The 13577-nt window shown below is 72.9% G+C and carries 9 protein-coding genes; 4 read left to right on the top strand and 5 right to left on the bottom strand.

Going from position 1 to position 13577, the window contains the following annotated elements; genetic code table 11:
• Positions 1–39: 39 nt before the first annotated feature.
• Positions 40–1731 carry a right-handed parallel beta-helix repeat-containing protein gene (locus ABD191_RS05165; RefSeq protein ID WP_344077384.1) on the top strand — a complete coding sequence of 564 codons (1692 nt, stop codon included), beginning with the start codon at positions 40–42 and terminating at the stop codon, positions 1729–1731.
• A 2-nt stretch (positions 1732–1733) separates the two neighbouring features.
• Here ABD191_RS05165 and ABD191_RS05160 read toward each other — a convergent pair whose 3' ends face one another.
• The 4 genes from ABD191_RS05160 to eccCa form a co-directional block, all read right to left on the bottom strand.
• Positions 1734–2945, bottom strand: coding sequence for a S8 family serine peptidase (locus ABD191_RS05160; RefSeq protein WP_344077382.1), 1212 nt, complete (start codon positions 2943–2945; stop codon positions 1734–1736).
• 50 nt (positions 2946–2995) lie between these two features.
• Positions 2996–4693, bottom strand: a complete 1698-nt coding sequence (locus ABD191_RS05155) for a hypothetical protein (RefSeq protein ID WP_344077380.1) — start codon at positions 4691–4693, stop codon at positions 2996–2998.
• Positions 4694–4715: 22 nt separating this feature from the next.
• A complete protein-coding gene (locus tag ABD191_RS05150; RefSeq protein ID WP_344077378.1) occupies positions 4716–5285 on the bottom strand; it encodes a hypothetical protein in 570 nt (189 codons plus the stop codon).
• An 83-nt stretch (positions 5286–5368) separates the two neighbouring features.
• On the bottom strand, positions 5369–9328 hold the full coding sequence (gene eccCa / locus ABD191_RS05145) for a type VII secretion protein EccCa (RefSeq protein ID WP_344077376.1): 3960 nt from the start codon (positions 9326–9328) through the stop codon (positions 5369–5371).
• A gap of 84 nt (positions 9329–9412) precedes the next feature.
• Here eccCa and eccD point away from each other — a divergent pair, with 84 nt between their 5' ends.
• Positions 9413–10819, top strand: a complete 1407-nt coding sequence (gene eccD, locus ABD191_RS05140; RefSeq protein WP_344077374.1) for a type VII secretion integral membrane protein EccD — start codon at positions 9413–9415, stop codon at positions 10817–10819.
• Here the strand turns inward: eccD and ABD191_RS05135 are convergent.
• Positions 10809–11558: an SUKH-3 domain-containing protein gene (locus ABD191_RS05135; protein WP_344077372.1), complete on the bottom strand. Its 750-nt coding sequence runs from the start codon at positions 11556–11558 to the stop codon at positions 10809–10811. The genes eccD and ABD191_RS05135 overlap by 11 nt on opposite strands.
• 92 nt (positions 11559–11650) lie before the next feature.
• Between ABD191_RS05135 and eccB the strand changes: the two genes are divergently transcribed.
• Positions 11651–13081 (top strand): type VII secretion protein EccB, encoded by a 1431-nt coding sequence (gene eccB / locus ABD191_RS05130; RefSeq protein ID WP_344077370.1) that lies wholly within the window; start codon positions 11651–11653, stop codon positions 13079–13081.
• A gap of 154 nt (positions 13082–13235) precedes the next feature.
• Positions 13236–13562: a WXG100 family type VII secretion target gene (locus ABD191_RS05125; protein WP_344077368.1), complete on the top strand. Its 327-nt coding sequence runs from the start codon at positions 13236–13238 to the stop codon at positions 13560–13562.
• Positions 13563–13577 lie beyond the last annotated feature (15 nt).

The raw sequence follows: 13577 nt of genomic DNA, 5'->3' as shown, positions 1-13577 counted from the left end.
GGGCGGGCAGCCCCGGGCGGAAGCTGGCACCCTAGTGCGATGACGCGGACCCTTCTCGTGTCGCCGCTACAGCGCGGCGCGTACCGGTCGATCACCGACGCCCTCGCCGATCTGGCCGGCAGCACCGGCGAGGCCACCATCGAGGTCGCGCCCGGCACGTACACGGAGGCGCTGCTCGTCCAGGGCGTCAACGTGCGCCTGGTGGCCGCCGAGGGCCCGCAGACGGTCACGATCGACGCGACCGGCATCGAGTACTCCGCGATCCGGTGCCACGACGCGACGTTGACGCTGCAGAACCTCGTCCTGCGCTCCGGTGACTTCCCGACCGTGCACGCCACGATCAGCACGGTCGCCGTCGACAACTGCGTCCTGTCGGCCGGCCTCGCCGCGGGCCTGACCGTCACCGGAGGGTCCGTGCAGGCCCGCCGCTGCACCGTCACGGGCGCCGAGTGCGGCATCATCGTGGAGGACGCGTCCGGCTCGATCGACGAATGCACGATCGACGACATCGCCACGGACGGGCTCATCTGCCGCATCGGCGCCGACCCCGTGGTGCGCGCGTGTGTGATCTCCGGCTGCGGTGGCCGCGGCGTGTACGTCTACCAGTTCAGCCGGCCCACCATCGAGGGATGCGAGGTCAGTCGCACCGGCGACGCCGGCATCACGGTCGGGTACGAGAGCGCGCCCGTGATCCGTCGGACCTGGGTGCACGACACGGCCGGGGTGGGCATCGGGGTCGGTCGCGACTGCGGCGGCGAGGTCGTGCAGTGCCGGGTGGAGAACACCGCGCCGCCCGGCATCGATGTCGCCGACGGGGCCGACACGGTGGTGGCGGTGGCCGCCGCCGACAGCGCGCGGGTCGGCCCGGTCGGCGTGCCCGCGGGCGCGGGCGGCGCCGCCGGCGGCCAGGCCGACGAGAAGGCCGTCGACGCCCTGCTCGCCCAGCTGGATGCCCTGGTGGGCCTGGACGCGGTCAAGTCCGAGGTGCGCGACCTCATCGACGAGATCCAGGTGAACGAGTGGCGCCGCAGCGAGGGCCTGTCGGTCGGCGCGATGAGCCATCATCTGATCTTCGCGGGCGCGCCGGGCACCGGTAAGACGAGCGTGGCGCGGCTCTACGGCGCCATCCTGTCCGCCCTCGGCGTGCTGCCGCGGGACAACCTCCGCGAGGTCTCCCGCCGCGACCTCGTGGGCCAGTACATCGGCCACACGGCGGAGAAGACCGCCGAGGTGTTCGAGCAGGCCCGCGGCGGGGTGCTCTTCATCGACGAGGCCTACACGCTGGCGCGCGGCGGGGGCGGCACCGACTTCGGGCAGGAGGCCATCGACACGCTGGTCAAGCTCATGGAGGACCACCGCCACGAGGTCGCCGTCATCGTCGCCGGGTACACCCGCGAGATGGAGTCGTTCCTGGCGCTCAACCCCGGCCTGGCGTCCCGGTTCTCGCGCACGATCGAGTTCCCGAACTACACCCCCGACGAGCTGACCATGATCGTGGCGAAGATGGCCGGCGCGGACGACTACCTGCTCCCCCCGGAGCTGGAGCCCGCCCTGCTCGACCACTTCTCGCGGGTGGTACGCGACGAGAACTTCGGCAACGCCCGCGAGGCCCGCAAGCTGTTCGAGGCGATCCGGGCCGCGCAGGCCCGGCGCCTGCGCCGGCTCGACCGCCGGCCGACCGTCGACGAGCTGCGCACCCTGGCCCTGGCGGACCTCGCCAGCGTCCGGTAGGCCTACGGTCCGTCGGGTGCGTCCCCGTCCTCGGCCGCCCGGGCCGCGCGCCGGCGCCGGCGGCGCATCACGAGGAACGCCACGAGCGCCACGCTGCTGAGGCAGAACAGGCTGATGACGGCGATGAGGATCGCCTCGATCATCCTGTACTCGGCGTCCATCTCGAGCGCCGCCCGCTCCGTCCCGGTGGCCGGCTTACGGGTCGGCGTCGGCGGGGCGGACGCGGCGTAGTCGTGCGGCTGTCCGGTCACGGCGCGCATGAGGTTGAGCCGGCCCAGGCCGAACGTGTCGTCCGGGCCCTTCGGGCCGATGTCGTCGCCGGTCCAGGTCAGCTGCTTGATCTGGTCTCCCGGGCCCGCGTTCGGGTGGGCGGCCCGCACGAGGGCGAGCGCGCCGGAGACGATCGCGGTCGACGTGCTCGTGCCCGTGGCCTTGTCATAACCACCGTCCGGGTCGGGCACCATGATGTCCTTGCCGGGCGCGGCGATGTCGATGCCGAAGTCGCCCTCGTCCCCCACGGGCGTGCCGCGCACGGAAGTCACCGGCTTTCCGGCCTTGTCGTGGCCGGTGACGGCGATGGTCAGACCGACGTTGGCCGGCGCCTGGACCAGCACCGACGGGGAGTTGCCGACGCCAGCGACCACGAGGACTCCGGCTTGCAGGGCGTACCTGATCGCCGGCAGGTCGTCCGCCTCCCAGCCGCCAGCCAGCGAGACGTTGATGACGTCGGCGCCGTTGTCGACCGCCCAGCGGATCGCCGGGCCCACCGCGCCTTTCAGGCTCGACTTCTGCTTGGCGCTCCACACGTTGATGGGCAGGATCTTCGCCCTGGGGGCGATACCGAGGATGCCCTGGCTGCCGCCGGGACCGTGGCCGTGCCCGGCGATGAGGGTGGCGATGCCGGTGCCGTGGCCGTGACGGTCGCGCCGGCCCTTGTCCGGGCTGTCGGGGTCGGCCATGTCGTGTCCGGGCAGGACGTTGCCGGCGAGGTCGGGGTGGTTGGCGTTGACGCCGGAGTCGATCACCGCGACGGTGATGCCCTCCCCCTGGGTTACCTTGTGCACCTCGCTGACCTGGAGCGGCTTCAGGTACCACTGACCGTCGCGGGCCTGGTCGGCGCGCACTGCCGCAGCGTGAGCGGGCGCGGCGTGAGCGGGCGCGGCGGCCACGCCGGTGGCCGCCGCGACGCCGAGTGCCAGGCCGGCCGCGAGCAACCGGATCCTTGCCGGGCGAGGAGCCGTGCGGGTCCTCGGGTGGTGCAACCTCACGGTGTGCGGCCGATCGTCGGACCGGACGGGTTGGGCCGCGGGGTCTCCGGCGGAGTGTCCACCACGGCCGGACCGGCCTGGTTGACGTCCCACAACCCCTCGTCCTCCACGCGGTCGCCGCCCAGCGCGCGCTCCTCCGCTCGCTTCGACCGGCGCTGGGTCCCCGGGCCGTGGAGGCCCGCCTCGGGCTGCGGCCCGCGCCGCCCGCCGAGCTGCGGCTTGGCACCGGAGGTCGGCTCCGGCGCCGCGCCGGGCTGGCCCACGCGCCCGGTCGGCGGCTTCTGGGGTGGGGTACGGCCGGTCAACCCGCGCGTCGGCGCGCCGCCGGGCGGCGTCGTCGCGCCCGCACCGCGCGGCGGGGTCGCTCCTCGCCGGCCCGACAGCGGAGACGAGCCGCGGCCCGGCGTCTCGTTCGGCAGCGCCGGCGTGCCGCCCGGACGTGCCGTGGTCGGGGTGCCGCGCCGGCCCGTCAGCTTCGGCGGGGTCGGGCGGGCGGGACTCTGCTGGCCAGGGTGCTGCGTGCCGTCCGGCAGGCGCGGCGTGGCGCCGCCGTTGCGCGGCGACGCCCCGCGCAGGTTCGGCGTTCGGGGCGTGCCCGGGGCTCCCGGGGTTCCCGTGCGCGGAGACTGCCCGGGCAGGGTCGGGCGCCCCGGCGCGCGGGGCGTGCCCGGGGGCAGTCCCGGATTGCGACCGCCGCCGCCCGGCAGGCCGGGGGTCCGCCCGGGCCCGCTGTTGGGCGGCGTGGGCAGGCCCGGTCGCGTGGGTGTCACCGGCAGCCCGCCCGGAGGCAGGCCGGGGGGCAACGGGCCGGGAGGCAACGAGCCGGGAGGTGGCCCGACCGTGGGCGGTTGCGGCACGACCGGCGCCACGGGAAGTGGCGGCGCGGTGGGCAGGCCGGCCAGTTCGGGACCGGGGGGCGGGGTCGGCACGTCCGGGAACGGCAGGGTCGGCGGGTTGATGACCGGCACGTTCGGCGCCCCGGGAGCGCCCGGCGGCCGGCCGCCGCCGCCACCTTCGTAGACGAAGTCCCTGGCCACCGTCGGGCCCCGGTACGACGTGCCGCGGTCAACCGCCATGGACTCGTCGACGTACACGTCGGCGAGCGCCTTCATGTACTCGATCGCCTTCGGCGTGTGCTTGTCGCGCACCTCATTGAAGGAGAGCGGATCCTCCTTGAAGCCGTGCACGATCGAGCTCCACACACTGTCGCTTCGCTCGTACTCGCGCTTCTGGTTCTCGGACGCCTCCTCCGTCGTGTACGTCTGCCACAGGTCACGCATCTTCTCCTGAGTGGTGGCGATCGTGTCGGCCACCCGGTTCAGCGAGGCCTTGTTGGCGTCGGCCGTCGCACGCCACTCGTCGATCGAGTAGATGGCCGCGCCGATCCGCCGCAGGAACTCCTCGCCGGCCGGGCTCTTCCAGACCGCCTGCAGGGCGACCGCGTGCCGTTCGAGGTCGGCTCTGGTCGACTCCAGGAGCACGGAGATGCGTCGCCACATCTCGGCGACGCCGCGGGCCTCCTCGTCGCTCTCGTTCTGGATCGCCGCCCACAGGGTGAGGATGTTGACCTCGTCCTTGGAGTCCCATCTGGTCGGCGCGAACTCCGGCATCTCGTACGCGCGGGCGTAGTCCATGTACTGCTGGACGTAGGACGGTAGCGTGGGCGGCTGATAGCCGAAAGTGTTCCCCGACATGGGCGCTCCTCGTCCTCGGCTATCAGCGGTCCGGCCGCGGCACGTCGGCCACGTCCTCGTTCATCTTCTCGTCGTCGGCGCCGATGACGTACTGGCCGGCGGCCCCCGGCGCGATGATCTCCCCGGATCCGGGCGCGTGCGGGGTCGGCACATAGGCCGGGATGTCGGGCGGATCCTCGTCGTACGGCACGTCGGAACCGGCCGCGGTCGTCGTGGTCGGCTGCTCGTCGGCCTTGGGCGGGGACGGCGTGAACGCGTTGTAGACGTCGTCGACGTTCGCCTGGCTCTCCGCGTCGCCGTTGAGGTACTCGACCGCGACGCCCGCGGAGGCCTTGGACAGGGCGGCCAGACCCCGGACCACGTCATTGATCATCGCCATGGCGGCCCGCACCTGGTTGTCGTGCATGCCGCGGAAGTACGCGCCCTCCTTGACGACGCCGCCGCCGAACGCCGGTTTCACCTTCATCATCGGTGTCACGCCTTCGCCGAGGCTCTTCGCGAAGTCCTCCTGCACGGTGATCACACGATTGGCGAAATCAAGAACGCCATTGATGTCGACGTCGACCGTCTTGTGTAACCATGCGTCAGCCACTGAACACCCCCGACCCTGTCACCACAGAACAGTTATTCGGCTCGCAGCGTACATAATCTCGGCAAGACATCTCTATCGCTGGATTATTCCGGCGGCGCGAGCCACGCCAGCTGCACCAGTCGCGCGCCCTCGCGCCGGGTGACGAGCCAACCGCGACCGGGCGGCTGCGGACCGGGCTTGACATTGCCGAGGAGAATGCCTTCGTTCTTGTCGCCGGCCATGACGATGCCCGATGATCCGAGCTCGCGCAACCGCATGATCACCGGGTCGTAGAGGGCCCGGCTGGCGCCGCCGCTGCGCCGCGTCACGATGAGGTGCAGTCCGATGTCGCGGGCCTGGCCGAGGAACTCGACGAGCGGCGTCAGCGGGTTCGTGCCGCCCGCCGCGACGAGGTCGTAGTCGTCGACCAGCACGTACAGGTCGGGGCCCTTCCACCAGCTGCGGTCGCGCAACTGCTCGGCGGTCACGTCCGGGCCGGGCAGCCGCGACCGCATGACGCCCGCGACCTCCCGGATGATGTTCTCCGTGACCGGGGCCGACGTGCCGTAGCCGATCTGGTGGTCGGTCGTCACCGCCCCGAGCAGGCTGCGCCGGTAGTCGACCGTGATGATCCGCGCCTCGGTCAGCGAGTACCTGTCCGTGATGGCCCGGGCCACCGAGCGCAGGAAGGTGCTCTTGCCGCACTCGGAGTCACCGAAGACCAGCGCGTGCGGGTCGGTGGCGAAGTCGAGCCAGACCGGCGCGAGGTCCAGCTCGGCGATGCCGATCGGCACGCCGGAACGCTCGGCCCTCACCGGCAGGTTCGCGTACGGCAGGGTCGTGGGCAGCAGGCGTACGGGCGGCGCGCCCGGGCCGGTCCAGAACTTGCTGACGTCCGTGGCCAGGGAGGACAGTGACGCCGCCAGGTCCTCCTCGCTGTTGAGCCCGTCGACGCGCGGCAGCGCGGTGAGGAACTGCAGCTTCTCGGCGGTGATGCCCCGGCCGGGTGCCTTGCGCGGCACGTTGTGCGCGGCGCGACGGTCCAGCGCCGAGCCCGCGGGATCACCCAGGCGCAGTTCCAGCCGGGTGCCGAACGAGTCGCGCACCGCCGGCCGCAGGTCCATCCACTGGGCGGCGCTCACCACGACGTGCACGCCGAACGACAGGCCGCGCGTCACGATCTCGGTCAGGTGACTCTCGAGGTCCTCGAAGTCGCTGCGGATGGTCGTCCAGCCGTCGACGATGAGGAACACGTCGCCGAACGGGTCGTCGGCGAACTCCCCCGCGTTGCGCCGGCGCCGGTACGACGCCATCGAGTCGATGCCGTGGTCGGCGAAGCGCCGCTCCCGCTCGGTGAGCAGCTGGCGCAGCTCCGCGATGGTACGCCGGACGAGTCCCGGGTCCAGCCGGGTGGCCACCGAGCCGACGTGCGGCAGCTGCCGTACGGCCGACAGCGACCCGCCGCCGAAGTCGAGGCAGTAGACCTGCACCTCGCGGGGCGTGTGGGTGAGCGCGAGCCCGACGACGAGCGTACGCATGAAGGTGCTCTTGCCGCTCTGCGGCCCGCCGACCACGACGGCGTGACCGCCGGCGCCGGCGAGGTCGAGCCACAGGCCGTCGCGGCGCTGCTCGAGCGGCTTGTCGACCACGCCCACGGGCACCCGCAGGGCGCCGTGCAGCTCGCCCGCCGAGACGGTCACGCCGCGGGCCGGGTCGCTGATCAGCGGGGGCAGCACGTCATTGAGCGGGACGGCCTCCTTGAGCGGCGCCAGCCACACCTGGTGGGCCGGCATGCCCTGGCCGATGAGCCGCGCCACGATCACGTCGAGCAGGCTCTCGCCCTCCGGCGTCTCCTCCGGCTCCGGCTGCTCGGGCTTGTCCGCGGCCGGCTGGGCCGGCAGCGGCACGTACGCCGTGGTGTATTCCTCGATGTGCACCTCGTCGCCGGCGACCGCGCTGATCAGCGGGGTGTGCGCCCGCTGGTAGCGGCCCGACACGTACGCCGCCCGGAACCTGATCATCGGTTCCGTACCGAAGCGCAGGTAGCCGTGGCCGGGCGAGCGGGGCAGCTCGTAGGCCGCGATGTCGCCGAGGACGACCCGGCTCTCCATCGCGGAGAAGGTCCGCAGGCCGATCCGGTACGACAGGTGGGTGTCGAGCCCGCGCAGCCGGCCCTCCTCCAGTCGCTGGCTGGCGAGCAGCAGGTGGATGCCGAGCGAGCGGCCCACCCGGCCGATCTGGACGAACATGTCGATGAAGTCCGGCTTGGCGGTCAGCAGCTCGGAGAACTCGTCACAGATGATGAGCAGGCTGGGCAGCGGGTCGAGCGGGGCACCCGCCGTGCGGGCCCGCTCGTAGTCGCGGGCGGACGCGTAGTTGCCGGCCCGGCGCAGCAGCTCCTGGCGCCGGATCAGCTCGCCGTTGATGGCGTCCGTCATGCGGTCGACGAGCGCGAGCTCGTCGCTCAGGTTGGTGATCAGCGCGCTGGTGTGCGGCAGCTTGTCGAGGCGGGCGAAGGACGCGCCACCCTTGAAGTCGACGAGCACGAAGTTGAGCACCTCGGAGCTGTGCGTCGCGGCCAGGGCGAGCACGAGCGTGCGCAGCAGCTCCGACTTGCCGGAACCGGTGGCGCCGATGAGCAGGCCGTGCGGGCCCATGCCGTCCTGCGCCGACTCCTTGAGGTCCAGCTCCACCGGGGTGCCGTCCTGCGCCAGGCCGATCGGCACGCGCAGCCGGTCGCGGTTGGGGCGCGGCGCCCACATCCGGGCCAGCTCGAAGGTCTCGGGGTCGCCCAGCTCCAGCAGTTCCGCGAAGCCCATGTCGCGGCTGGCCACGGCGTTGTCACCCCGCGCGACCAGGGAGGGCCGCATCGGCGCCAGGCCCATGGCCAGCGTCTCCATCTCGGCCTGGCTCAGGGCGTCCGGACGGCCGAGCACGTTGCGGCCCTCGTAGGTGATCGCGTGGAGCTGGCCGTCCTCGGCGATCTCCAGCACGAGGGTGGACCGGTCCAGGACGCGCGGCGGCGTGCCGTCGAGGTCGAGGACGGTGACCCCCTCCATGCCCCCGTCCGTCATCAGGTGGTCCGAGCCGGCCGTGTCGCCGCCGTCGGCGACCACGACCAGGTGCGGGTGGCTGGTGGCGGCGCTGGGACCGAACCGGGGACGCCCGGCGAGCACGTCCTCCAGCATCGCCTCCAGGCCGGTCAGGGTGGTCGCGACCAGGCGCAGCTCGCCGACGGCGTCGACCTTCGTCGGGTGCAGGCCGTGCGGCAGCCATTTCACCCATTCCCACGCGGGCCGGCGCTCAGGGGCGGCGCACACCGCGACGAGGACGTCGTCGGGCGCGTGGAACGCGCTGACCTGCGCCAACACCGCGCGGGCGAGGTCCGCCACGCGGTCGCGGTCACCGCGCACGTACACCCGGCTGAACCCGTCGAGCGCCATGATGAGCGGGAGGTCGTCCACGTTGGTGTACGCGGTGAGGAACCGGCGCAGCGCCAGTGCGCACATCGGCTCCAGGTCCTCCAGCGGCTTGGACTGCGGCGGCACGAGCGGCGTCGCCAGCTCGGCCTGCCCAAGCCCGATGCGGACCGTGAGGAAGTCGCCGTCGCCCGACCGGCGCTCCCACACCCGCGGGCTCTCCGCGACCGTCCACAGGGCCTGCGGGTGCGGGTGGCGGTAGAGCAGGGTGCGCCGTTGCGCCTTCGCGGCGGTCTGCGCCCGCCGCCGCTGCTGGGCGAGGTGCCGCAGGTACTCCTGTCGCGCCTGCAGCATCTCCTGCTTGCTCGCGCCGCCCGCGTGCTGCCCGAACTGTGACGCAAGCATGCCGATGGTGGACAGCCCGAACAGACCACCGGTTATGTACGCGAAAGTGCCGCCCCGCTGGCCGGCGAACATGAGCGCCATGGCGACCGACCCGGCCAGCATCGGCAGCATCATCATCATCTGGCCCCAGGCCCGACCGGTCGGCTTGGGGAGTTCCGGCGGAGACTCGAGAAGGATCTCTCCACTGGGGTACGGCGGCTCCGGGCGACGCTGCGGTCGCTTCACGATCACCGTCGTCATGCGGCTGGCTCCCCTTCTGATGGCGCGGTTGCTAGCGTGGCGGACTGCGGAACCGTCTTCGGAGATTGAGAGACGAGGCAATCCATGGTCACCCAAGCTGGTACCGGTCTGGCGCGAGTCGTCATCATCGCACCGTCGAGGCGGTTCGCGGTGGCCCTGCCGGAGCATGTGCCGGTCGCTACCCTACTGCCCGGCGTCGTGCGGCAGGCGGGCGAACAGGCCGAACCGGAGCAGCCCGACAGTCCAATGTGGGCACTGGGCGGCTGGGTGCTGCGGCGCGCCGACGGTGCCCTGCTCGATCCGACCCGCACCCTGTCCGCGCTCGAACTGCGCCACGGGGAGACACTGCACCTGGTCCCCCGCTCCGCCGACTGGCCCGAGCCGGAGTACGACGACGTCGTGGAGGCCATCGCGGCCGGGGCCCGGGCGCACGGGACGCCGTGGAGCGGCCTGGCGACGCGGCGGGCCGGCCTGGTGGGCGCGGCCGTGGCGCTCCTGCTCGCGCTCGGTCTCATCCTGCGGGCCGAGTCGCTGTCGGTCGGCGCCGTGGTGGCCATCGTCATGGGGGTGGTGCTGCTGATCCTCGGCACCGTGCTGGCCCGGGCGGTCGGCGACTCGGTGGCCGGCGCGGTGTCCGGCGCCATCGGCGTGCCGTACCTGTTCGTCGGCGGCCTGCTGACGCTCGCGGGTGCCGGGGACGGGCTGGGCGACCTGGGCGCCCCGCACCTGCTGGTCGCCGGCACGGCCGCGCTCGTGGGCGCCGCGATCGGGCAGGTCGGCATCTCCGACGGCGGGGGCGTGTTCATCGCGGGCATCGTCGGTGGCGCCGCGACGGCCGCGGGGGCCGCGCTCGGCCTCACCTCCCTGGACGGCACGCAGAGCGCCGCGGTGGTGCTGACCGTGCTCGTCCTCATGCACCCGGCACTGCCGCTCCTTTCCGTACGGGCCGGCAAGGTCCCCATTCCGACCATTCCGCAGACCGTCGAGGACCTGCTCCGCGACGAGGCGCCGCCCCCGGCGGACTCGGTGTTCGCCGCCGCCCGTCGCGGCCACGTGATCCTGACCGGCCTGGTGCTGGGCGTGAGCCTGGCGTCGGCCGTGTGTCTCGCCCTCACCGCGCGGGCGGGCGGCGTGGCCGCGCCGCTGCTGTCCGCGATCGCCGTGGCGGCGCTGCTGCTGCGTACGCGCGCCTGGCGCACCGTGCAGATGCGGGTACCGATGCTGGTCGCCGGTGGGTTCGGGGCCGCGCTGCTGTTCGCGAACGTGGCCGGCCGCATGCCGGACCTGTACCTGCTCGGCGTCATCATCCCGGGCCTGCTGATCGCGGCCGGCCTGATCGCCGCGGCCGCGCTGGTGTTCAGCCGTCGCGGCGGGTCGCCCTACCCCGGCCGGATCGCGGACGTGCTGGACGTCGTGCTCGTGCTTGCGATCGGGCCGGTGGCGCTCGCCGTCCTCGGCCTCTACGGCACGATGCTCGACATCAAGCTGTAGGGGTCCAGCGGCCGGCGTCGTCGACCGCCGGCCGCTCGCCCCCGCGGGTGACCCACGTCAACGCCTCGTCGACCGTGTCGCCGAGGAACAGATCGGCCACGGGGTGCAGCTGGAACATCCGGCCGCGCTCGTCGACCACCAGGTGGCTGGGGCCGTCCTCGTTGCTGCCGACCGGGAACACGCGCGCGCCGATGATGCCGGCGAACTCGCGGATCTCCGGCGTGGTGGGGGCGTGCCTGGCCGGGTAGAAGTGACTGGCGAACCCGCCGCCCGGCTTGCCCGTCGGGCCGCGCTGCGCGACCGTCAACCCGCCGAACTCGGTGAGCACGCGCCGGGCCGCGTCGAACAGCGGCAGTTCGCGGTCGATGCCGGTGCGCTGCAGCCAGCCGTCGACCGCCACGCTGACGTCGCGGCCGGGTCGCCAGCCGGCCGCCGCGAGGTCGTCGTACACGTCGGCGGGGAACCGCTCGCGGGCCTCGTGGAACGTGCGGTACATGTCGGCGACGAACCGGGGCGGCCGCGACGGCCAGGTGCTCAGGTCGCCGGTGCTCCGGTCGACCACCACCCGGGTGCCGCCCTCGATCGTCGGTCCCGCACCGGTGCCGGGCGGCGGGCTGACCTCCCACACCACGAAGCCGAGGTCGAACTCGTGCACCCCGATGTTCGCGTCGCCGACGACCCGATCGTGATCGGCCCACCAGTCACGTACCCGGTTTACCGCGTCCTCGCGGGTCACCATGCCGAACCTCCTGCCGTACGGTGCGAGCTGCCAGCCGCCGCTATCGTAATGCCGGCGCACCCGGCCGACGGGGTCAGGAAGAGGGAGGGTCCGTGCCGTCACGGCGAGATCAAGTTCAGTCGTACCAGTTCGCCGTGCAACGAGCGGTCTCCGCGATGGTCGCGGGCGAGGCGGACCCGCTGCGGTCGCCGCTTCGCCGGCTGGTCGGCGCGGCCTTCGGCAGCATCATGGTCGGCGTGATCGCGCTCGCGGCCGTCGGCCTGTTCGGCCTGGTCACCGGGCGCACGGGCGCGGGCTGGCGCGACGGCGGTTCGGTGATCCTCGAGCGGGAGTCCGGCGCGGCGTACGTGCTGCGCGACGGCGTCCTCGTACCCACGGCGAACTTCACCTCGGCCCTGCTGCTACAGCAGTCGCCGAGCACGGTCACGGTGCCGCGCAAGCAGCTGGCCGGCCAGCCCCGCGCGCCCATGGTCGGCATCCCCAACGCGCCCGAGTCGCTGCCCGACCCCACCCGCCTGCTCACCGGGCCGTGGTCGCTGTGCACCGCGGGGGCGCGCACGGCCAGCGGCGGTCAGAGCGCGACCACAGCGCTGTTCGTCGGCACGGCCGCGCCGGGTGGGCGGGTCCTGAGCGACCAGGAGGCGCTGCTGGTCAAGCTGCCCGGCGGGGACACCCTCTACCTCGTCTGGCACGGCTACCGGTACCGCATCAACTCGGCGGACGTCGTGCTGGAGGCGCTCGCGCTGACCCAGCAGCCGCAGGTCGCGGTGGGCGGGTCGTGGCTGAACGCGCTGCCGGAAGGCACAGCCATCGCGCCGCTCACCCAGGACGGCCGCGGCGAGCCGTTCCGGGCGCTGCCGGACATGCCGGACGCGCGGGTGGGTCAGATCCTGGTCGTGGAGACCGCCGACAAGAAGCAGTACTACCTCGTGGGACGCGAACGGCTGCGGCCGATCACGCCCGTGGAGGCCGCCGTCGCGCTGGCCGACCCGCAGACCCGCAGGGCGTACTCGAACAACGCGCCGCAGGCGCGGGAGCTGGCCGCGGGCGCGGCGCTCGCCGCGCCGCGCGCGGAGGCTCCCGCGGCGTCGGCGGAACGTCCCCCGGACACACCGCCGCGCATCGCGCGCCTCTCCGGCACCGAGGCGACCATGTGCGCGACGTTCGCCGGCAACGAGAGCGTCGCCCGGGTCTTCGTGGACGCGGAGCCGTTCACGGGGCAGGGCGTGCCCACGGAGCGACGCACGCAGCGCGGGGCCTCGCTGGTCGACCGCGTGGTGGTGGCACCCGGTCACGGCGCGGTCGTGGCCGCCCAGTCGTCGCCGAGCGCGCAGCTCGGGACGCTCTTCCTGGTCACCGACCTCGGCGTGCGGTACCCGCTGTCCTCGCCGGACGTGTTGCGCATGCTGGGTTACCCGGATGCCGAGCCGGTGCGACTGCCGGCCGGTCTGGTGGCCCGGTTGCCGGAAGGCCCGGAACTCGATCCGGAGGCGGCGGCGGAGCCGGTACAGCCGATCGACTGAGCCGCCTGCGATCGGCCTGGCCGGCGTGCGGGTGGTCCACAATGCGCGCTTACGCTACGGTCGCATCGACGGTGACATCGGCCGGTGTCACCGAGATGCCTGAGCACGTGTGGCCAGGGCAGCGGAAGCGGGGTGACTGAAGCAGATGTCAGGGATGCGTACCGACACCGGTCTTATGATCAAGACCGAGCAGGATGTCGATGCCGTCGCCGATCGTCTCACCAGCATGTTGAACACACTGATGGACCGGCTCTCGCCGCTCCAGCAGTACTGGGTCGGCGCTGGTGGGTCGTCCTTCCAGGAGGTCCGGACGCGGTTCGACGGGGACATGGCGCGCCTCAACGCCGCGCTGCGGGCGATCGCCGAGGCGGTCGGCTCCTCCGGTCGCGACTACGACGTGTCCGACGAGGAGATGCGCTCGGAGATGCAGAACGCCGGCGCCACCGCCGGGCAGATCACCCAGGCGTTGACGCTCGGCTGACCAGCCGGACCACTT

Origin of the sequence: Luedemannella helvata, from assembly GCF_039528415.1 — a bacterium.
GTDB classification, from domain to species: domain Bacteria; phylum Actinomycetota; class Actinomycetes; order Mycobacteriales; family Micromonosporaceae; genus Luedemannella; species Luedemannella helvata.
This window is presented reverse-complemented; position numbering and strand designations above follow the sequence as displayed.

Bases quoted from the DNA above. Each gene is read 5' to 3' on its own strand.
- ABD191_RS05125 (WP_344077368.1), top strand. From the start codon at position 13,236: ATGCGTACCGACACCGGTCTTATGATCAAGACCGAGCAGGATGTCGAT.
- ABD191_RS05135 (WP_344077372.1), bottom strand. From the start codon at position 11,558: ATGGTGACCCGCGAGGACGCGGTAAACCGGGTACGTGACTGGTGGGCC.
- eccCa (WP_344077376.1), bottom strand. From the start codon at position 9,328: ATGACGACGGTGATCGTGAAGCGACCGCAGCGTCGCCCGGAGCCGCCG.
- eccD (WP_344077374.1), top strand. From the start codon at position 9,413: ATGGTCACCCAAGCTGGTACCGGTCTGGCGCGAGTCGTCATCATCGCA.
- ABD191_RS05165 (WP_344077384.1), top strand. From the start codon at position 40: ATGACGCGGACCCTTCTCGTGTCGCCGCTACAGCGCGGCGCGTACCGG.
- ABD191_RS05155 (WP_344077380.1), bottom strand. From the start codon at position 4,693: ATGTCGGGGAACACTTTCGGCTATCAGCCGCCCACGCTACCGTCCTAC.